Below are 19,756 nucleotides of genomic sequence, written 5' to 3'. Positions count from 1 at the left end.
ATGCTAATAAAAAAACTCATCTCCACTTTAATTTTTACATCAATACCTTTTTACTGCTTTGCCGAGCTTCCCCAAGACTCTCGAAGAGCTGGCGGAATCGCAGTGATTCCTTTAACAAGTGATATTACTCGGGTCACCTTTCAACAAAAGCCAGTTTTAATCAGTCAGGAAGGCCAGCAGCGTTATGCTGTATTCGGTATTCCGTTATCTACCCCACTTGGTACTGTACAACTTGATACGAACAAAACCCCTATTCAAATAGAAGTTAAGTCCTATCCTTACGCTGAGCAACGGATTAAAGTTACTAACCAAGACTATGTGAATCCCAACCAAAGTCAGTTAGATCGTTATGCTCAAGAAGCGAAAGAACAAAATAATGTGTATAGCTCATTTACACAGAGTTCATGGCAAGCCCTACCAGCATTTATACGCCCAACTTCAGGGAAATTCAGCAACTCTTTTGGAAGAAAACGCTTCTTTAATGGTGAAGAGCGTGCACCCCACTCAGGTTTAGACATCCCTGCACCAGTAGGACAAAAAGCAGTTGCACCAGCAGATGGTGTTGTAATCCAAACAGGATCTTATTTTTTTAATGGTCAAACGGTATTAATTGATCACGGGCAAGGCTTAATCAGTATGTTCTGCCATTTAAGCGCAATTAAAGTAGAGAAAGGTCAACATATTCGCCAAGGAGAAGTTTTAGGCTTGGTGGGTAAAACTGGACGTGTTACAGGCCCGCACTTACATTGGGGTATGAGCCTGAATAATGCACGAGTAGATCCTCAGTTATTCTTAGGTAAAACGCACTAATTTAGTTTTTTTCGAAAATATTTAGGCGCATCAACATAACCTTCTCGTAAGTAAAACTGGTGCGCCAATGTTCTCTGTTCTCCAGAATGCAGTTCCATCCGGTCACATCCCCGTTGCCTTGCCAATTGCTCAGCCTGTTGTAAAAGCAAATGCCCAATACCTTTACTTCGTATATTTTCATCAACACACAAATAGCATACTTTGGCAAAGTCCCCTTGTAATGCAATTTGTGGAATAAAATAAAGCGATAAAAAACCGAAAATCTGGTCATCCTCTTCAGCAATCAAGATTACTGCTTTTGGGTCGTTATGTAAGATTTTAAATTTTTCTTGAATAAGAATTAGTGGCTGTGAGTAGCCCATCTGTTTAAGTAAATCGCATATTGCATGAGTATCTTCCCATTTAGCAAAACGAATATTCACTTTCATCCCCTCTTATTTTTTAGTTATTTTTGACAATAAAAAAGCCAACTCTAATGTTAGCTTCTTCTTTCTATCTATCAAAAAACTGCCTTATTCCGCTTCAATAATTTCGAAGTCATGGGTAATTTCAACACCACCATCGGAAAGCATTTTACTCGCTGAACAATATTTTTCAGCAGACAATTCAACCGCTTTCGCAATCTGTTTTTCTTTCACAGCTTTGCCCGTTACCACAAAGTGTAAGTGGATTTTAGTAAAAACAGCCGGAATTGTGTCAGCGCGCTCAGCTTTTAAATTACATACGACATTCGTCACATCTTGGCGAGATTTCTTTAAAATAGTCACAATATCAAACGAAGCACACCCACCAAGTCCCATTAATAGCAACTCCATAGGACGTGGGCCACGGTTTTCACCCCCATACTCAGGTGAGCCATCCATGATGACACTATGCCCACTATCAGATTTCGCTTCAAAAGCAACATTCTCTAGCCAATGTACACTTGTTTGCATTGCAACTACCTAAAAAAAATTATAAATTTAAGCAGGGTCTGTTGACATTTCATCTATGGATTGCGTTAGAGCTAAAAATTAATCCAAATAAGACGCAAAACCCAGACAATGGCAATCCTTTGTCCAGTTTTGTTATATAGTTTGTGAAATTTCAGCCATAATCTGAGTTGCCATTTAAGCAGCGCAGGCATAGCGCAAGACCATTTTATTTTGTACGTTCCGTTGTTAAGATCTATTTATTTAGAATGGCTAAATTTCATAGCTCTTGCTTGGTAACGTCTAAAAGAATTGTCTTATGTCGCAACCATCTGTGAAATGTCAACAGACCCTTGTTTTGTACACTAACATAAAATGAGTTGATAAGGAATTTCATCTCTTCTGTGTAATAGCTCATCTCGGGCTTGTGTGAATTGTTTACCCTATTCGGAACATATTAAGCATGACTTCAAATTTTTCACAACTCAGCACAGATGCTTTATCCCCGGGGCAACTACCTGAATCCGTTAAAGCATTGTTAAAACGTGCTCACATCAACAGATATCCAAAACGAACCACAATTGTTGATGCAGGAACAGAGTCGAAATCTTTATATTTAATTTTAAAAGGTTCAGTTTCAATTATTTTACGTGAAGATGATGAACGTGAAATCGTTGTTGCATATTTGAATCCAGGCGACTTTTTTGGGGAAATGGGGCTTTTCGAACCGAACCCTCAACGTACAGCTGAAGTTCGTACTCGTGATGTCTGTGAAATTGCAGAAATTTCTTATGACAACTTCCACGAACTTAGCAAACAATATCCAGACTTAAGTTATGCTGTTTTTGCACAATTGGTTCGTCGTCTAAAAAATACGACTCGTAAAATGACAGATCTTGCATTTATTGATGTGTCTGGGCGTATTGCGCGTTGTTTAATCGACCTCTCTTCACAGCCAGAAGCAATGATTTTGCCAAATGGTCGTCAAATTCGTATTACTCGTCAAGAAATTGGCCGTATTGTAGGTTGTTCACGTGAGATGGTTGGCCGTGTACTCAAAACCTTAGAAGATCAAGGCATGATCCAGACAGATGGTAAAGCTATTCTTATTTTTGATGTTTCATTAGAAGAGGCACCTGTTACTGATGAAGAATTCGAAGATGAAGAATAAAATTTATTAAATTTTTAATAAAAAGCAAACTTCGGTTTGCTTTTTTTATGTGCAACAATGAGTTAATACACAAAACTTACAAACTATTCTAATTTTATGATTTAAGTTGAATACATATTCTCCGTTAGGCTAACTCAAAATTTCCAAGGATTCCGCTGTATGCAATTTAACCCACTTAGTCGCACAGGCCTCAAGCTTCCAGAAATTTGTTTAGGCACCATGACATTTGGTGAGCAAAACTCCCAGCAAGAAGCATTTGAACAACTCAATTATGCTTTGGCACACGGTTTATATTTTTGGGATACGGCAGAGATGTATTCGGTTCCGCCAAAACCTGAAACTTATGGTGCAACAGAAACCATTATTGGCAATTGGTTTGCCCAAAATGGTCAACGTGATAAAGTCTTCCTCGCCTCTAAGATTGCCGGACCAGGCTTTGGAGGAACACACATCAGAGAAGGCCATACGCGCTTCAACAGCGATCATATTGCTAAAGCCCTAGATAACTCACTAAAACGTCTCCAAACCGATTATATCGACCTTTATCAACTCCATTGGCCTGAACGTCATACCAACTTCTTTGGTACGCTAGCTTATGGTAACCAACAAGCTCAAAATGATTACGACACCACTCCTTTAGAAGAAACATTACTTGCTCTACAAGAAGAGATTAACCGCGGGCGCATTCGCTATATTGGTTTATCGAATGAAACGCCATGGGGCACTATGAAGTTTTTACATTTGGCTGAAAAATTAGGTGTAAGCAAGTTCGTAAGCGTTCAAAACCCATATAGTCTACTCAACCGTACTTATGAAATAGGTATGTCTGAAATTGCTAAATATGAAGATGTTGGTTTACTCGCTTACTCTCCTCTTGCTTTTGGCTATCTCTCTGGCAAGTTTAGAAATGGCGCTCGCCCCGCTAATGCTCGTGTCACATTATTTCCACGTTTTAGCCGCTACAGTAACCCTCAAAGCGAATGGGCAACTGAGCAATATGCACAGCTAGCTGAGAAACATGGACTAAGCTTAACCCAAATGGCATTAGCCTTTATCAAACAACAATTCTTTGTGACCAGCACAATTATTGGTGCCACGAACCTAGACCAACTTAAAGAAAATATTCAGGCATTTGAAATTGAATTATCTGCTGAAGTTTTGCAAGGTATTGAGGCCATTCACACTCAACAGCCCAACCCTGCACCCTAAATAAAAAACGGATGCTTAAGCATCCGTTTTCTTTATCTATAAAAAATCTATATCTTATTTACGGCTATTATAAACTGCCATTGCCGCAGGTAAGTTCTTACGCATTTCGCCAATACGCTGCGAATTAGATGGGTGAGTAGACAAGAAAGATGAACCACCACCACCTTCAAGCTTGTTCATTTTTTCCCAAAGTGTAATCGCAGCATTTGGGTTATAACCTGCACGCGCCATTAGCATTAAACCACCTTGGTCAGCACGACTTTCCAAGCTACGAGAATATGGTAAGCCTACACCCACTTGCGAACCCAACTGAGCAGCAGCAGTTCCAAGCTGGCCTACATTGTTACCGGCATAGCTTAAACCAATACCTAATGCCAAATCAGTCAAAGCCTGAGCGCCAATTTTACTTTTTGCGTGCTCTTCTAAAGCGTGAGTCATTTCATGCCCCATAACCGCTGCAATTTCCGCATCAGTTAAGTTCAATTTGTTGACAATACCTGTATAGAACACAACTTTACCACCTGGTGCTACATAGGCATTAATCGTATCAGACTTCAACACTGCCAATTGCCAGCTAAATGGCTGACCCGTCTGGTTCATCTGGTTTGCATACGGTTTCAAACGGTTGAATACAGCATTAATGCGGTTATATGTACTAGAGCTAGCATCTAGCGCACCCTTACCACGTGCTTCCTGCACCATTTTATTAAAACCTTGAGCCGATTGAGCATTTAAGGTCGCTGTATCGGCACCTGCCATATCAGCTACGGTTGCACAGCCAGAAATGGTCATCACACTTGCAGCACACAAGCTTAAAAAGAGTTTTTTATTCATAACACGGATCACCTAAATCGTTAAAAAAGCTGTTTATTCTTTTACACTTATTATAAGAAATACTGCCCACGCTTTGAATGTCTCATTTCTTCATGATCATAGTATTTATGTAACGATCAAGCAGATAAAGTCATCAAATAAATCCAGAAAATCAAACATATTATATTTAAGCCAAGATAGACATGACTTAAGGTCTTAACTTTCTCTTCAAGATTAGGACTTTTCCTTTTCCAGAGTAAATAGCTATTTTGTATGAAAACAACAGGAATTAACACGCATGCGAACAATACTGACAAACTCATAAAAGCAGTCATAAAGAAATCTTCATGATATGTTTGTCCATAAATGACCAACATCGCTAATGTTGGTGAACCACCTATAGCAAATAAAAAAGAATAAAAAATTGTTTTTGAAATAGTTGGTTGCAGCTTCATCCTAAGCCCATCATTCCTTATCTATATATAACGTTTTAATCTGAATCGAATAAAACAAAAACTGCACTTTAGTCGCGTATAAAAAAAGCCCCCCTTTCAGGAGGCTTTTCAATCTTTGCCTAATTAAGCAGAGAATGGATGACGTAAAACAATTGTTTCTGCGCGGTCTGGACCAGTTGAAACAATATCAATCGGACATTCGATTAACTGTTCAATACGCTTCACATATGCCAAAGCATTTGCTGGTAATTGGTCGATACTGGTTAAACCAACAGTCGACTCGCTCCAACCAGGCATAGTTTCATAAATTGGTTTCAAGCATTCAAAAGAAACCGCATCAGAAGAACCTACACAGCCTGAATCTGTATTTTCATAGCCCACACAGATTTTCACTTCTTCTAAACCATCTAAAACGTCAAGTTTAGTTAAGCAAATACCAGAAAGTGAGTTTACATCTACAGAACGGCGAAGGATTTCAGCATCGAACCAACCACAACGACGTTGACGACCAGTAGAAGCACCAAACTCATGACCTACTGTGCCAAGGTGTTTACCCACTGGATCACCAGCATCAGCTGCTGCATCGTAAACCAATTCAGTTGGGAATGGACCAGCACCTACACGTGTTGTATAAGCCTTAGTAATACCTAATACATAATCAAGATGTAAAGGTCCCATACCTGAACCAGAGCTTACGCCACCAGCAGTTGTATTTGAACTTGTAACATATGGATAAGTACCGTGGTCAATATCTAGAAGTGAGCCTTGAGCTCCTTCAAACATTACAGCTTTACCTTCTTTGCGATAATCATGCAACACTTTAGTCACATCAACTATTAATGGAGCAAGGACTTCACGCCATTGGTTGCAAAGAGCCAATACATCTTCAAATTTAACAGCTTCTACACCGTAGAACTGAGTTAACTGGAAGTTATGTAACTCAAGCATTTCAGACAGTTTTTCTTCTAATGCTGCGCCACCACGAACAAGATCAGCAACACGCACTGCACGACGAGCTACTTTATCTTCGTACGCAGGACCGATACCACGACCTGTAGTACCGATTTTAGCATTACCACGTTTCTTTTCACGCGCCTGATCAAGTGCAATGTGGTTAGGCAAAATGAGTGGACAGTTTGGAGAAATACGTAGGCGTTCTTTAACAGGAACTCCTTCTGCTTCCAAAATTCCCATTTCTTCAATTAACGCGGCTGGTGAAAGTACCACACCATTACCAATTAAGCACAATACGTTTTCACGTAAAATACCTGATGGAATGAGGTGCAATACAGTTTTTTTACCACCTACGACAAGAGTATGACCTGCGTTATGTCCGCCTTGATAACGTACTACCGCAGCCGCCTGATCTGTGAGCAGGTCGACGATTTTACCTTTACCTTCGTCGCCCCATTGGGTACCAAGTACCACAACATTTTTGCCCATAATAGCCTCATTACATCATGCTGTTAAAATTGAGAGCCGCCAGTAAAATTTACTGGTGGCGATTAAATCTTTTCAATATTCCATTGTCCATTTTGCGACACAAGTTGATGTGTAGCATAAGGAATAGAACTTAAATCATCATTACCGAGCAATTGAACCACACGTAAACCTTGAGCACGTGCATTAGAAATTGCTTTGAGTAAATCCTGTTCTGTACCTTTTGGAGCAACAACAGTTTCGATCTCTGCGAACTGATTTGCACCTAAGGCATATAAATCACAACTAAAGCCAGTAGCAGGACGTGCGCGACCAAAATGCTCACCAATACCATCGTAACGACCACCCTGCGCTAACGGCGCAGCACGGTTCGGCGCATAGACTGCATACATTAAACCAGTGTGGTAGTGGTAACTACGTAGCTCTACAACATCGATACCGATATTGAGATTTGGCCAACGACCTTTAATTTGCTTAAGCGTCGTTTTAAGTGCATCTAATGCTGACTTAAATTCAGAATCTTGCAAAATATTGGCACTTAAATTCGTCTGTAATGCTTCTAGATCACTAGAATAACGGCCAAGCGCATAGAAATCAGAACCCATATTCAGGCTTTGAGTAAATTCTGCTAACTCTGGTAACGCTTTTCTTTGATAAAGATCAGACAGCTCATGTTCTTCATTTTTTGGCAGTCCAGCATACTTGACTAGACTACGGAACAACCCTACATGGCCCAAATCTAAATGCGCGCCTTGCAAAGTATAGATGTTCTCAATCAACCCCAGCATAACACCGACCATTTCGACATCAGCTTCGATACTGTCGTGGCCATATAACTCTGCACCTAATTGTAAAGGTGCACGAGTAGCATTGAAATTTTGTGGTTTAGTATGTAATACAGTCCCTGAATAACAGTAACGTGCAACGCCTTCAACTGGTCTTACATGTGCATCAATACGTGCAACTTGTGGTGTCATATCAGCACGAACACCGAGTAAACGGCCTGAGAGCTGATCAATAACCTTAAAAGTTACTAAATCCAAGTCTTGATTTGATTCTGATAATGAAGACAGCGATTCGATGTATTCGATAAATGGTGTATATACCAATTGATAACCTCGCACCGCGAGGAAATCTAAAGCTTCACGGCGAAGTTTTTCAATGACTTGTGCCTGTTCCGGCAATACATCTGCTACCCCGTCAGGCAGCAACCATGTCTCTGAAATGGTCATATTTCAAGCCTAAAATCTGATCAACGTGGAACGACCCCACATAAAAAAATCGGGAACACACCCGATTTCTCTTAGTGTAGCATGATACTTTGTGCCATGCACCTGACAATTTGCATAAATCTTTCCTAATAAACTCTAAAGTCAAAAAGAAGTTTTTATGAATTAGTAAATGGATTCAATATCTTACTATCACTCACTTAAATTATAATCAAAAGTTCTTCGACCAAAGAAAGGGCCAATAACTGAACTATCGCCTTGTTTCCAATTCACCAGATTTAATCTTTGAATAGCTTGAGCTGCTTGAGTATTAAAAGCAAAGCAACCTTTTTCAAGATTTGCGATTTTTAGTTTCTGTTTTAAAGCAATTGATGAATACACAGGGTTAAGCGGGTTATCTTCTATAGAAACAAGATGAGATTTCTCATATGCCAAACTTCTATCAGCATTCCATAAGCTGCTTGATACAAAATCGATCAAAGCAGACTGGTCATTATTATTTCCTAATGCACTTTGAATATCACCAGTTTCTAAGTTTTCCAACACAGTTAATTTATAGCCATACCATTGCGAATTTAGGAGCCTAAAATACTTTCTATCTTGGCTTAAGTTATTATACCTTTCGATGATTTGCTGCTTTCGCTCACTAAAAGACGAGTTTGTATTAAAGCTAGACATATATGAAATATAAGATTGATTCCACTGCATCTCTTTTAAACGGTAACAATAACTATTTTTAGGAAATGTAGCACTATTATAGTTTTGATAGAATTCAATTAAATTTTTATCAAGTTGATTATGAAGGCCCGTTTCTAGATTTTTATGTTCTTTATAGCCCGGTAATACACGGTCAAAGATATTTTCCCCATCTAACTTAACGATTTCAAAATTTAAGTTTTGTTTCAGATCAGAGGTTAGTTCATAAGTCCAACTACTAGGATTCAATCTTTTTACAACATTTGTTTGTAGTGTGCCTTTATTTAAAACTTTCTTTTCAGTTAAAAGTTCGGCTTCTAACGGTTTGTTATGTGACTTTGCAAAGAAGATTTCATCATTTTTAATTGGATATTGAGTGATTTCAAAAAAATCACTATAAACTTCTGAAGAAAAATTAGAAGGTTGATAATAAACTTGATAAATCGCATCGTCTTTTTCTAAATTATTTTCAGCTTGATCATTAGTATTTTGATCTGAGCCTCCACCACCACAAGCAGTTAAAATAATAGTAGATGTAAAAACTAAAAAACCACTTATTTTTTTTGAGTTAAATTTCATATGAACTCTATAATTAAAATTTTAATGTTTGCGAATCATACAAATAGATATAATTTTACACAACACTAATATTTAGAATTTTAATTATTTTTAACTTTTTATATTTCAAATTAGTAATTATAAAAAAGGATGTTAATTTAACATCCTTAAATTATTTAAATTCACTTTTAGAAAGAATCACACAAATCCAATAATCGATTTGCATAGCCCCATTCATTATCGTACCAAGCAAATACTTTAGCCTGATGCCCCACCACCATTGTCTGGGTTAAATCAACAATAAGAGAATAAGGAGAATGGTTGAAATCACTTGAAACTAATGGTTCATCAGTAACAGCCATAATTTCCGCATAATCTGTTTGAGAAGCTTTAATCAGTACTTCATTAATATGATGAATAGTAATTGGCGATTGAGCGATAAAAGTTAAGTCAATTGCCGCCACATTAATGGTAGGTACTCGAATTGAATAACCATCGATACGGTCTTCCATTTTAGGCATAACACGCTTTAATGCACCGAGTGCGCTAGAAGTGGTCGGTATAATATTTTGCCCAGAAGCTCTAGCACGACGTAAATCACGATGCGCGTGATCAAGTACAGACTGGTCTGCTGTCACCGCATGGATTTCTGTCATAAGCGCAGTTTCAATACCAAAAGCATCATCAATGATTTTTACCAATGGGACCAAAGCCTGCGTAGTACATGACACACTCGATATGATCTGATCTGTTACTTTAACTTCATTATGGTTCACACCATAAACAATTGCTGCGTCGACATGGTCAAAAGGTGCTGCACCAATAATTACCCGTTTTGCTCCAGCTTGTAGATGGCGAGTTGCATCAGCATGGGAACGGAACAGTCCAGTACACTCAAGTACGACATCAACATCTAAACTAGACCATGGCAAAAGCTCAGGTTGTTCCTGTTTTAAAACTTCCACTTTTAGCGTTCTTTGATTTGATTGAATGTTCAAAAAAACTTTTTCATTTTCAATAAATATTTCTACATTTCCATTAAAACGGCCATGTGTTGAGTCATATTTAAATAAATGCACGAGTGTTTGTACATCTGCTATGTCGTTAATCGCCACGATTTCAAAATGAAATTGTTTTGGACTCTCAAACCAGGCACGTAAAACATTACGTCCAATTCGACCAAACCCATTAATGGCGATACGTTGCATGACCTATCCTTATCTACAAAACTACAAGCTAAAGAAGGCATATAGTAAAGCACGTCACGGCTAATTGAATATAGATTTTTAGCCAAATCACAGTTTTGTAAGATATTCCTTTTAAAATCGTTGGTTCGGTGGGGTTTTTCCGCTACAATTTAGCGTTTTTAAAAAATAAGCCCCGTATCAAATGCTCAGGTTTGGCATAAACAAACAGGCATTGATACATTTAGCCAAATTCGAAAATATGGAGTGACTTGGTTGTGAGTACTCGTTTAATGACATCTGCTGAAATTCGTGAAGCATTTTTGCGCTACTTTGAGACGCAAGGGCATACACGTGTCGCGTCGAGTTCTCTTGTTCCTGCCAACGACCCAACTTTATTATTTACAAATGCTGGGATGAACCAGTTTAAAGACTGCTTCTTAGGTCTTGAAAAACGTGACTATGTACGTGCAACTACATCACAAAAATGTGTACGTGCTGGCGGCAAACATAATGATTTAGATAACGTTGGTTACACTGCTCGTCACCATACATTCTTTGAAATGTTAGGTAATTTCTCATTTGGTGATTATTTCAAGCGTGATGCACTTAAATTTGCTTGGGAATTTTTAACTAGCGATGAATGGCTAGCTCTTCCTAAAGACCGTTTATATGCGACCGTTTATCACACCGATGATGAAGCCTATGACATCTGGAATAAAGAAATTGGTTTAGCGCCTGAACGCATTATCCGTATTGGTGATAATAAAGGCGAAAAATACGCATCTGATAACTTCTGGGCAATGGGTGACACAGGTCCATGTGGTCCATGTTCTGAAATTTTCTTTGACCATGGCGATCACATTTGGGGTGGTTTACCAGGCTCTCCAGAAGAAGATGGCGACCGTTTCATTGAAATTTGGAATAACGTTTTCATGCAGTTTAACCGTACTGCTGATGGCGTACTTCACCCACTCCCTGCTCCATCTGTTGATACAGGTATGGGCTTGGAGCGTATCTCAGCTGTATTGCAACATGTTAATTCAAACTATGACATTGACTTGTTCCAGCACTTATTAAAAGCTGCTGCAAACATTATTGGTATTGAAGACGAAGGTCAGCCGTCTTTACGTGTAGTTGCAGATCATGCGCGTTCATGCTGTTTCTTAATTGCTGATGGTGTAAACCCAAGCAACGAAGGCCGCGGCTATGTATTACGTCGTATTATCCGTCGCGCTGTGCGTCACGGTAATAAACTTGGTGCAACAGGTACATTCTTCTACAAAATGTTGCAACCGTTAATCGAAGCTATGGGTGAGGCTTATCCAGAACTTGTAGCGCGCAAAGATGTAATCGAAGCAACTTTAATTCGTGAAGAAGAACAGTTTGCTAAAACACTTGAGCAAGGTTTAAAACTACTTGAAGGTGAACTTGCTCAATTAAAAGATAAGACCATTCCTGGTGCGACTGTATTTAAGCTTTACGACACTTATGGCTTCCCAACAGACTTAACTGCTGATATTGCACGTGAACGTGACTTTATTATTGATGAAGCTGGTTTCGAAGTAGAAATGGCTGCACAACGTCAACGTGCACGTGATGCTGGTAAATTCGCAGTTGATTACAACAGCATTGTACAAGTTGAAGGCGAAACCCAATTTGACGGTTATATCAACACCACTGGTCAAGGCCAAATTGTAGCGATCTACAAAGATGGCGTACAGGTTGATGAAGTTTCTGAAGGTGATGAAGCACTTATCGTTTTAAACCAAACTCCTTTCTATGCAGAAAGTGGTGGTCAGATTGGTGATACGGGTATCTTCAAAAATGAAACTGGTATTTTTGAAGTTCAAGATACGAAAAAGTCAGGAGGTGCCTTTGTTCATCAAGGTATTGTGACCGTTGGTAATCTTAAAGCCGATCAAAACGTTGAAGCGATTGTTAAAGCAGACATTCGTGATGCAACAGCTCGTAACCACTCGGCAACTCACCTATTACATGCTGCTCTACGTCAAATTTTAGGATCACACGTACAACAAAAAGGTTCTTTAGTTGCAAGTGATATCTTACGTTTTGACTTTGCTAATGACCAACCAGTAACTTTTGAACAGTTGCAACAGGTTGAGCGTTTGGTCAATGCAGAAATTATTGCAAATACCGCAGTAACCACTGAACTACTTGACATCGAAGCGGCAAAAGCCAAAGGTGCCATGATGTTGTTCGGTGAAAAATACGGTAATGAAGTTCGTGTTCTTGCTATGGGTTCAGTAATTGATGAGAAAAACTTCTCGATTGAACTTTGTGGTGGTATTCACGTTAAGCGTACAGGTGATATTGGTTTATTTAAAATCACTTCTGAAGGTGGTGTGGCTGCTGGTGTACGCCGTATTGAAGCAGTTACAGGCACTAAAGCTTTAGATGTAGTACAAAAAACTGATTCAGATATCCAGCACATTAATGGCTTATTAAAAGCACAGAAAGACCAAACTGTTGAGCGTGTACAAGCCAATGTAGAGCTTGTTTCTACATTACAAAAGCAGATTGAACAACTCAATCAGAAATTGGCAAACTTCCAAGCGTCAGAATTGATTGATCAGGTACAAACGATTTCTGGTCGTCAAACGCTTATTACCACTGTTCAAGGTGTAGATGCGAAATCACTTCGCAACTTGCACGACAGTGTTAAATCAAAATTAGAGAACGCAGTCATTGTGTTAGCTGGCGTAGAGGGTGACAAAGTTAGCCTGCTTGCTTCAGTTGCATCACAATACACTGCAAATCTAAAAGCAGGTGACATCATCAAGCATCTAGCAACCGAGCTAGGTGGTAAAGGTGGTGGTAAACCTGACTTAGCACAAGGTGGCGCGCCACTTAACGAGAAGTTTGGACAAGTTATTGCTGCATTACCTGCATGGCTTGAACAAAAATAAGACTTCACTTTTTGTGTAACTGACCCTGAAAAGCCTCTCAGGGTCATGGCTTATATGGAAAAACTATGGCATTAATCGTTCAAAAATATGGCGGTACTTCTATGGGTACCCCCGAGCGCATTTTAAATGTTGCTCGTCGTGTGAAGCGTTGGCATGATCACGGTCACAAGGTTGTTGTGGTCGTATCTGCAATGAGTGGTGAAACAAACCGCTTACTAGCTCTCGCTAAAGCCATTACCGAAACACCTGACCCACGCGAGTTAGACCAAATGGTTTCAACCGGTGAACAGGTGACGATTTCCATGTTAGCTATGGCACTTAACTCGATTGGTGTGGAAGCTAAATCCTATACCGGACGTCAAGTCGGTATTAAAACTGACAGTGCATTTACCAAGGCGCGTATTGAGTCTATTGATACAGATGTCATGACCAATGACCTAAATGCAGGCCGTGTTATTGTCGTTGCGGGTTTCCAAGGCTTTGATGCTAACGGAAATATCACAACTCTAGGTCGTGGCGGTTCAGATACTTCTGGTGTTGCTCTTGCTGCTGCTCTAAAAGCAGATGAATGCCAAATTTACACTGATGTAGATGGCGTTTACACCACTGACCCTCGTGTTGCTCCTAAAGCCAAAAAAATCGACCGTATTTCTTTTGAAGAAATGTTAGAAATGGCTTCATTAGGTTCAAAAGTTTTACAAATTCGCTCAGTAGAATTTGCCGGAAAATATCAAGTTCCTTTGCGTGTATTATCAAGTTTTGATAATGATAACGACGGCGTGTTTGACGACGAATTTAAAGAAAATGTAGGTACACTCATTACTACTGAGGCGGAAGATACTATGGAACAGCCAATTATTGCAGGTATTGCTTTTAACCGTGACGAAGCAAAATTAACGATTTTAGGTGTACCTGATGAACCAGGTATTGCTTCTAAAATTTTATCACCAGTAAGTGATGCCAATATCGAAGTCGATATGATAGTGCAAAATGTTGAAGAAGATGGCACAACAGATTTCACCTTTACTGTAAACCGTGTTGATTTAGCTAAAGCTGAAAAAATCTTAAACGAAACTGCCAAAAATATTGGTGCACGTGAAGTTTCAACACGTGATGATATCGTTAAAGTGTCTATCGTGGGTGTAGGTATGCGTTCACATGCAGGCGTAGCGAGCAAGATGTTCACTGCCCTTGCTGATGAAGGTATTAATATCCTCATGATTTCAACATCTGAAATTAAAGTTTCTGTCATTATTGACGAGAAATATCTTGAACTTGCTGTTCGTTGTCTACACACCGCTTTTGGTTTAGATCGTGAACATGGTGAAAGCAGCGCGCGCGCTTAATTTTACCAATCGGTCAATAATTCATTAAAAAATGTATACTTGTCCGACAATAATCAAATAAAACACAGAGCCGCTATAGTTTTTTTTATAGCGGCTCTGTTATATTAAAGGGAAAGTTTTTTAGCAGAGATTATCAAAATATGACTTTGTTCTCATATTTCTGTTAGAATCTGACTGAAAACTGAGGTTGAGCTTTTATTTGGGTATTACTATTGCAGTTTTAAGCGTTTAGCAAGGAGATAAACATGCTGATTCTGACCCGCCGTGTCGGGGAAACGTTAATGATTGGGGATCAAGTCAGTGTTACTGTGCTTGGCGTCAAAGGAAACCAAGTTCGTATTGGTGTAAATGCACCAAAAGAGGTTTCTGTTCATCGTGAAGAAATTTACCAACGTATTCAACACGAACGTGCAATGCATGAACACCTTCAACACCTTGATCAAGATTATCAAGTTACATTTGAAGATGAAAATTATGCACAGAAAAACTTCAATCGTTAGTATGAAGTTGTTCTCTCCCTAATTAAAGCGACTTTCTAGTCGCTTTAAATTTTTTAGGACACTGTATTTATAAGCCTAAAGCACGTTTAACAGGCGCATAACTACGGCGATGTTGATCAATCACTCCATGTGCAGCAATAGCTTCAAAGTGCGCTTTAGTTGGATATCCTTTATGCTTAGCAAAACCAAATAGTGGATATTGTTGATCTAATTCTACCATTTGTCGGTCCCGCGTAACCTTTGCTAAAATACTAGCAGCACTAATTTCAGCATGACTTGCATCTCCCCCAATAATCGCTTCACAAGGAATAATGATTCCTTTTGGAATTTGATTACCATCTACAATTACTTTTTGCGGCTGAGTTTTTAAGCCTTCAACTGCACGCTGCATTGCTAAAAAAGTCGCTTGCAAAATATTTAATTGATCAATTTCGCCATGCGTTGCTTCAGCAATGGACCAAGCTAAGGCTTTTTCTTGTATTTCAATAAACAACTTTTCACGTTTCTTTTCAGTTAATTTTTTAGAATCATTCAACCCTAAAATTGGGTTATTGGGATCTAAAATAACAGCCGCTGCAACAACAGAACCTACTAAAGGACCTCGCCCGGCCTCATCTACGCCAGCAATAAACATGAATTCTCCACCTTTAAAAAAGAGGCTGATCAATAGTAATCAGCCTTCTTTAACACACAAATCATTAATTATTTTTGTAAAGCTTCTGCTACGCAAGCATTTACAGTTTTAGATACGACTTGATTTACAATTGTTGCGCGTGCATTCACATCCAATGCAGCCGCAGCTAAATCAACAGCAGTAACGCTATTCGGTGCTTTTTCACTTACGCAACCACAAACATTCGCTTGAATGCTCTCACTTTGTTCAGCAGTCATATATTTTGTTGCTGTTTTCCAAGCCGCAACATTATTAATTTCTGTCACACATTTAGCATTTACAGCAACTTTTAATGCAGCCATACCCAACTGTTGAGTTGTGGTTTGTGCTGAAGTAGCGCCTGTACCAGTACCTGTAGTGGTTGCACATGCAGTTAAAGCTAAGATAACTGGTGCTAAAGCGAGCATCAATTTTTTCATCATTTTTTCCTTTGATTGAACGTTGGCAGCGCGTATTGTGCCTAAACTCGACTTTAGAAGAAACAAATAATTTGATGCATTTATGCAATCTATTTTCCCTTGCAAGGCTTAGCTCATCAAATGCGTTTTTCCTTAAACGTTCTGTTTTTAGCACGCTCCGTTACATTTAAAACATTTCTCAAAATCAGCACTTTGCCCTAGAATCAAAAATCAAAACGACAAAAAAATAGGGTCTTTTATGCCTGCTGTTTCATCTCAGTATTACACCCGTACCGCACAAATCCTGCATTGGGTGATGGCAATCATTTTCATCGCAGCGTGGGCTATTGGCTTCTATAGTGGAAATTTTTTAAATTATGACGTTGATGGCAGCTTTAAAGGCGACGTGATTACGTTGCATAAGAATATTGCAACAACCATTATCTTTTTAGTGATTATCCGGATTTTATGGCGCTATACACATCCAGCTCCAAAATTACCAGATACGATGTCACCGATGATGAAAACACTCGCACATATTGGACATCTATTGCTTTATGTGATTTTGGTCGCTTTACCTGTCACTGGTTGTTTATTTAGCTGGAGTGCTGGTCACCCTGCCCCTGTTTTATATTTATTTGAAATTCCGCGTTTAGTACAAGATAACCCAGAGCTTTTAGCTGTTGTTAAACCTTTACATATTTATATTTCTTGGTTTGCCGGCTTACTCATTGTTGGGCATGTACTTGCTGCTTTAAAACATCACTTTGTTGATAAAGACAATATTTTAAATAGTATGATCAAACAACCGAAATAATTTTGTTATATAAAAAACCGCCTGAGATAGGCGGTTTTTTTATTTAGATTTTCTGGATTTCTGCAACCCACTTCTGTTTCTCTTCATCTGAGATGAAAGAAGCTTCAAATGAGTTCACTGCGAGCTGTTTTAGCTCGTCATTGCTTAGGTCTAGTGCTTGCTGAATTGCAAAGAAGTTATCATTCATATATCCACCGAAATATGAAGGATCATCTGAGTTAACAGTCACGTGTACGTCTTTTTGTAGCAAACGACGGATATTATGATCTTTCATATCATTTACGACACAGAGCTTTAAATTACTTAAAGGACAAACCGTCAAAGGCATTTTTTCATTAATTAAACGCGTCATCAATTGTTCGTCTTCTTCAGAGCGCACACCATGGTCAATACGGTTCACTTTGAGCAAGTCTAAAGCTTCCCATACATATTCAGGTGGGCCTTCTTCACCAGCGTGAGCAACGATTAAGAAGCCCTCTTCACGTGCCTTAGCAAAAACACGTTCAAACTTAGCTGGCGGATGCCCCACTTCACTTGAATCAAGCCCTACAGCAATAATGTCTTGCTTAAATGGTAAAGCCTGCTCTAAGGTCTCAAAAGCTGCTTCTTCGCTTAAATGGCGTAAGAAACACATAATAAGCTGAGAGCTGATACCAAACTTAGCTTTGGCATCGGCACAAGCACGTTTTAAACCGTTAATCACTGTTGAGAAAGCAACGCCACGATCAGTGTGAGTTTGCGGATCGAAGAACATTTCTGTATGAACCACACGATCTTCGGCACATTTCTCAAAATAAGCCCATGCTAAATCATAAAAGTCTTGTTCATGTACAAGAACATTCGCACCAGCATAGTAAATATCTAAAAATGATTGAAGATTATGAAAGTTATAAGCTTGCTTTACTTCTTCAACAGATTTGTAAGGAATCTGAATCTGATTGCGCTGGGCAATTGCAAACATTAATTCAGGTTCAAACGTCCCTTCAATATGTACATGCAATTCGGCTTTTGGTAAGGCACGAATCAGCTCGACTTGATTCATATTAACTCCACATCTAAAGAAAAAAAGGGTGTGGTAAAAATCACACCCTTCTATAATTTTCTTCTTATTAAAAACTATGACTAAGACAGCTCAAGAAGAAAATTATAAAAAATCATATTAACCGCCAAACGCGATAAATTTAAATACCCAAAGTGCAGCAATAATCCATACCATGTACGGTACAGTTTTTGCCTTACCCGTGAATAATTTAACTAATGCATAGCTGATAAAGCCCATTGCAATACCATCAGCAATTGAATAGGTAAATGGCATAAATACAATGGTTAAAAATGCTGGAACAGCTTCTGTAATATCATCCCAGTCAATGTGAGTGATCCCTTGAATCATCAACACACCAATGAACAATAAAGCTGGTGCTGTTGCAAAACCTGGTACAGATTGAGCAAGAGGCGCTAAAAATAAACAGCAAATAAATAAGACTGCAACCACAACAGCAGTTAAACCAGTACGTCCACCTGCTGCAACACCTGAAGCCGACTCAATATATGGCGTAGTTGAAGATGTACCTAATGCGGCACCCGCAACAATTGCAGTAGAATCTGCAAATAATGCCTTTTTCAAACGAGGTAATTTACCATCTTGCAAAAGACCAGCACGGTGTGAAACGCCAACCAAAGTACCCGTACTATCAAACAAGTCGACAATAAAGAATACAAAGATTACGCCAACCATACTTGCAGTAAATAGACCTTTAAAGTCCATTTGCATGAATGTTGGGGCAATTGAAGGAATTTGGCCCACTACACCCTTAAATTCGTTTAGACCTAAAGCAGTCGCAATTGCGGTAACAACCAAAATACTAATAATGATGGCGCCACGAACTTTTAACTGGTGTAAAACCACAATCATTAAAAATCCAAATAACGCTAACAATACTGTAGGTTGTTTAATATCACCCAAGCCAACTAATGTCGCTTGATTGGCAACAATAATGCCTGAATTTTTTAAAGCAATAAGCGCGAGGAATAAACCAATCCCCCCACCAATCGCAAATTTAAGCGACATTGGAATTGCATTTACAATCGCTTCACGAATTTTGAAAAAGCTAATTGCAAGGAAGACAAGACCTGAAACAAAAACAGCAGCCAAAGCTGTTTGCCATGGCACACCCATACCCATACAGACTGAATAGGTAAAGTAAGCATTTAAACCCATACCAGGGGCCAATGCGATTGGATAATTAGCAATGATCCCCATCACTAAACAGCCGATTGCTGCTGCCAAACAGGTCGCAACGAATACGGCGCCATGATCCATGCCGGTTTCAGATAAAATGAGTGGATTGACAATAATGATGTAACACATCGTTAGAAATGTAGTTACACCAGCAAGAACTTCAGTTCGGAAAGTGGTTTTGTTGTCGCTTAACTTAAATAAACGCTCTAACCAGCCTGCCGAAGAATTGGGCGCCGCCATAAGTAGCCTCTATGCAAAATCTGAACTATGAAATATTTACTTCTATGTAGATAACTGAACAATATTGTTTTTCTGTTCAGACCTATAAACAAGAACCTCAAATAAAAGAAGCAACAAATATGCCACTCATTTGGTTT

The 19,756-nt window shown here is 39.0% G+C and carries 19 protein-coding genes and 1 pseudogene; 7 read left to right on the top strand and 13 right to left on the bottom strand.

Features of this window, described 5'->3' with window-relative positions; genetic code table 11:
• Positions 1-810: a M23 family metallopeptidase gene (locus MSG66_RS08185; protein ID WP_202742863.1), complete on the top strand. Its 810-nt coding sequence runs from the start codon at positions 1-3 to the stop codon at positions 808-810.
• Here the strand turns inward: MSG66_RS08185 and MSG66_RS08180 are convergent.
• The 3 genes and pseudogenes from MSG66_RS08180 to MSG66_RS08170 all read right to left on the bottom strand — a co-directional run.
• The gene (locus MSG66_RS08180) at positions 807-1,232 is read right to left on the bottom strand and encodes a GNAT family N-acetyltransferase (protein WP_324653532.1); all 426 of its coding nucleotides are present in this window, start codon (positions 1,230-1,232) and stop codon (positions 807-809) included. The genes MSG66_RS08185 and MSG66_RS08180 overlap by 4 nt on opposite strands.
• A gap of 90 nt (positions 1,233-1,322) precedes the next feature.
• A complete protein-coding gene (locus MSG66_RS08175; RefSeq protein WP_324653530.1) occupies positions 1,323-1,745 on the bottom strand; it encodes an OsmC family protein in 423 nt (140 codons plus the stop codon).
• Between the two features lie 135 nt (positions 1,746-1,880).
• Positions 1,881-1,943 (bottom strand): annotated as a pseudogene (locus MSG66_RS08170) (hypothetical protein); the annotation flags it as partial.
• Positions 1,944-2,184: 241 nt separating this feature from the next.
• On the opposite strand from MSG66_RS08170, the gene crp reads away from it, so the two are divergent.
• Complete coding sequence (gene crp / locus MSG66_RS08165; protein ID WP_042897906.1) at positions 2,185-2,892, top strand: cAMP-activated global transcriptional regulator CRP; 708 nt, start codon at positions 2,185-2,187, stop codon at positions 2,890-2,892.
• A 159-nt stretch (positions 2,893-3,051) separates the two neighbouring features.
• Positions 3,052-4,101 (top strand): NADP(H)-dependent aldo-keto reductase, encoded by a 1,050-nt coding sequence (locus MSG66_RS08160; RefSeq protein ID WP_202742861.1) that lies wholly within the window; start codon positions 3,052-3,054, stop codon positions 4,099-4,101.
• 54 nt (positions 4,102-4,155) lie between these two features.
• On the opposite strand, the gene MSG66_RS08155 is transcribed toward MSG66_RS08160, so the two are convergent.
• The 6 genes from MSG66_RS08155 to MSG66_RS08130 form a co-directional block, all read right to left on the bottom strand.
• Positions 4,156-4,935: a M48 family metallopeptidase gene (locus MSG66_RS08155; protein ID WP_133974544.1), complete on the bottom strand. Its 780-nt coding sequence runs from the start codon at positions 4,933-4,935 to the stop codon at positions 4,156-4,158.
• A gap of 116 nt (positions 4,936-5,051) precedes the next feature.
• Entirely contained in the window at positions 5,052-5,369 is a 318-nt protein-coding gene (locus MSG66_RS08150; protein WP_133974546.1) for a hypothetical protein, read from the bottom strand.
• 123 nt (positions 5,370-5,492) lie between these two features.
• Positions 5,493-6,812 (bottom strand): adenylosuccinate synthase, encoded by a 1,320-nt coding sequence (locus MSG66_RS08145; RefSeq protein ID WP_042897899.1) that lies wholly within the window; start codon positions 6,810-6,812, stop codon positions 5,493-5,495.
• Between the two features lie 62 nt (positions 6,813-6,874).
• Complete coding sequence (locus MSG66_RS08140) at positions 6,875-8,041, bottom strand: ATP phosphoribosyltransferase regulatory subunit (RefSeq protein WP_324653524.1); 1,167 nt, start codon at positions 8,039-8,041, stop codon at positions 6,875-6,877.
• A 189-nt stretch (positions 8,042-8,230) separates the two neighbouring features.
• Positions 8,231-9,313: a hypothetical protein gene (locus MSG66_RS08135; RefSeq protein WP_324653522.1), complete on the bottom strand. Its 1,083-nt coding sequence runs from the start codon at positions 9,311-9,313 to the stop codon at positions 8,231-8,233.
• Positions 9,314-9,480: 167 nt separating this feature from the next.
• The gene (locus MSG66_RS08130; RefSeq protein WP_324653520.1) at positions 9,481-10,500 is read right to left on the bottom strand and encodes a type I glyceraldehyde-3-phosphate dehydrogenase; all 1,020 of its coding nucleotides are present in this window, start codon (positions 10,498-10,500) and stop codon (positions 9,481-9,483) included.
• A 269-nt stretch (positions 10,501-10,769) separates the two neighbouring features.
• Between MSG66_RS08130 and alaS the strand changes: the two genes are divergently transcribed.
• The 3 genes from alaS to csrA all read left to right on the top strand — a co-directional run bounded on the left by alaS (position 10,770) and on the right by csrA (position 15,252).
• Positions 10,770-13,406, top strand: coding sequence for an alanine--tRNA ligase (alaS, locus tag MSG66_RS08125; RefSeq protein WP_324653643.1), 2,637 nt, complete (start codon positions 10,770-10,772; stop codon positions 13,404-13,406).
• Between the two features lie 65 nt (positions 13,407-13,471).
• Positions 13,472-14,752 (top strand): aspartate kinase, encoded by a 1,281-nt coding sequence (locus tag MSG66_RS08120; protein WP_009387738.1) that lies wholly within the window; start codon positions 13,472-13,474, stop codon positions 14,750-14,752.
• A gap of 245 nt (positions 14,753-14,997) precedes the next feature.
• On the top strand, positions 14,998-15,252 hold the full coding sequence (gene csrA, locus MSG66_RS08115) for a carbon storage regulator CsrA (RefSeq protein ID WP_009387775.1): 255 nt from the start codon (positions 14,998-15,000) through the stop codon (positions 15,250-15,252).
• Between the two features lie 67 nt (positions 15,253-15,319).
• On the opposite strand, the gene rnhB is transcribed toward csrA, so the two are convergent.
• Positions 15,320-15,886: a ribonuclease HII gene (gene rnhB, locus MSG66_RS08110; protein ID WP_009387830.1), complete on the bottom strand. Its 567-nt coding sequence runs from the start codon at positions 15,884-15,886 to the stop codon at positions 15,320-15,322.
• A 68-nt stretch (positions 15,887-15,954) separates the two neighbouring features.
• A complete protein-coding gene (locus tag MSG66_RS08105) occupies positions 15,955-16,344 on the bottom strand; it encodes a hypothetical protein (RefSeq protein ID WP_324653516.1) in 390 nt (129 codons plus the stop codon).
• 238 nt (positions 16,345-16,582) lie between these two features.
• On the opposite strand from MSG66_RS08105, the gene MSG66_RS08100 reads away from it, so the two are divergent.
• Positions 16,583-17,140 carry a cytochrome b gene (locus MSG66_RS08100; protein ID WP_324653514.1) on the top strand — a complete coding sequence of 186 codons (558 nt, stop codon included), beginning with the start codon at positions 16,583-16,585 and terminating at the stop codon, positions 17,138-17,140.
• A gap of 43 nt (positions 17,141-17,183) precedes the next feature.
• Here the strand turns inward: MSG66_RS08100 and MSG66_RS08095 are convergent, their stop codons facing one another.
• Both MSG66_RS08095 and MSG66_RS08090 read right to left on the bottom strand, forming a co-directional pair.
• Positions 17,184-18,182 (bottom strand): adenosine deaminase, encoded by a 999-nt coding sequence (locus MSG66_RS08095; protein ID WP_324653512.1) that lies wholly within the window; start codon positions 18,180-18,182, stop codon positions 17,184-17,186.
• 117 nt (positions 18,183-18,299) lie between these two features.
• A complete protein-coding gene (locus MSG66_RS08090) occupies positions 18,300-19,619 on the bottom strand; it encodes an NCS2 family permease (RefSeq protein ID WP_042897881.1) in 1,320 nt (439 codons plus the stop codon).
• Positions 19,620-19,756: the final 137 nt, after the last annotated feature.

The organism is Acinetobacter sp. IK31 (assembly GCF_035615195.1).
Lineage (GTDB): Bacteria > Pseudomonadota > Gammaproteobacteria > Pseudomonadales > Moraxellaceae > Acinetobacter > Acinetobacter calcoaceticus_C.
The sequence above is the reverse complement of the archived record's forward strand: the minus strand, read 5'-3'. Positions and strand labels throughout refer to the sequence as shown.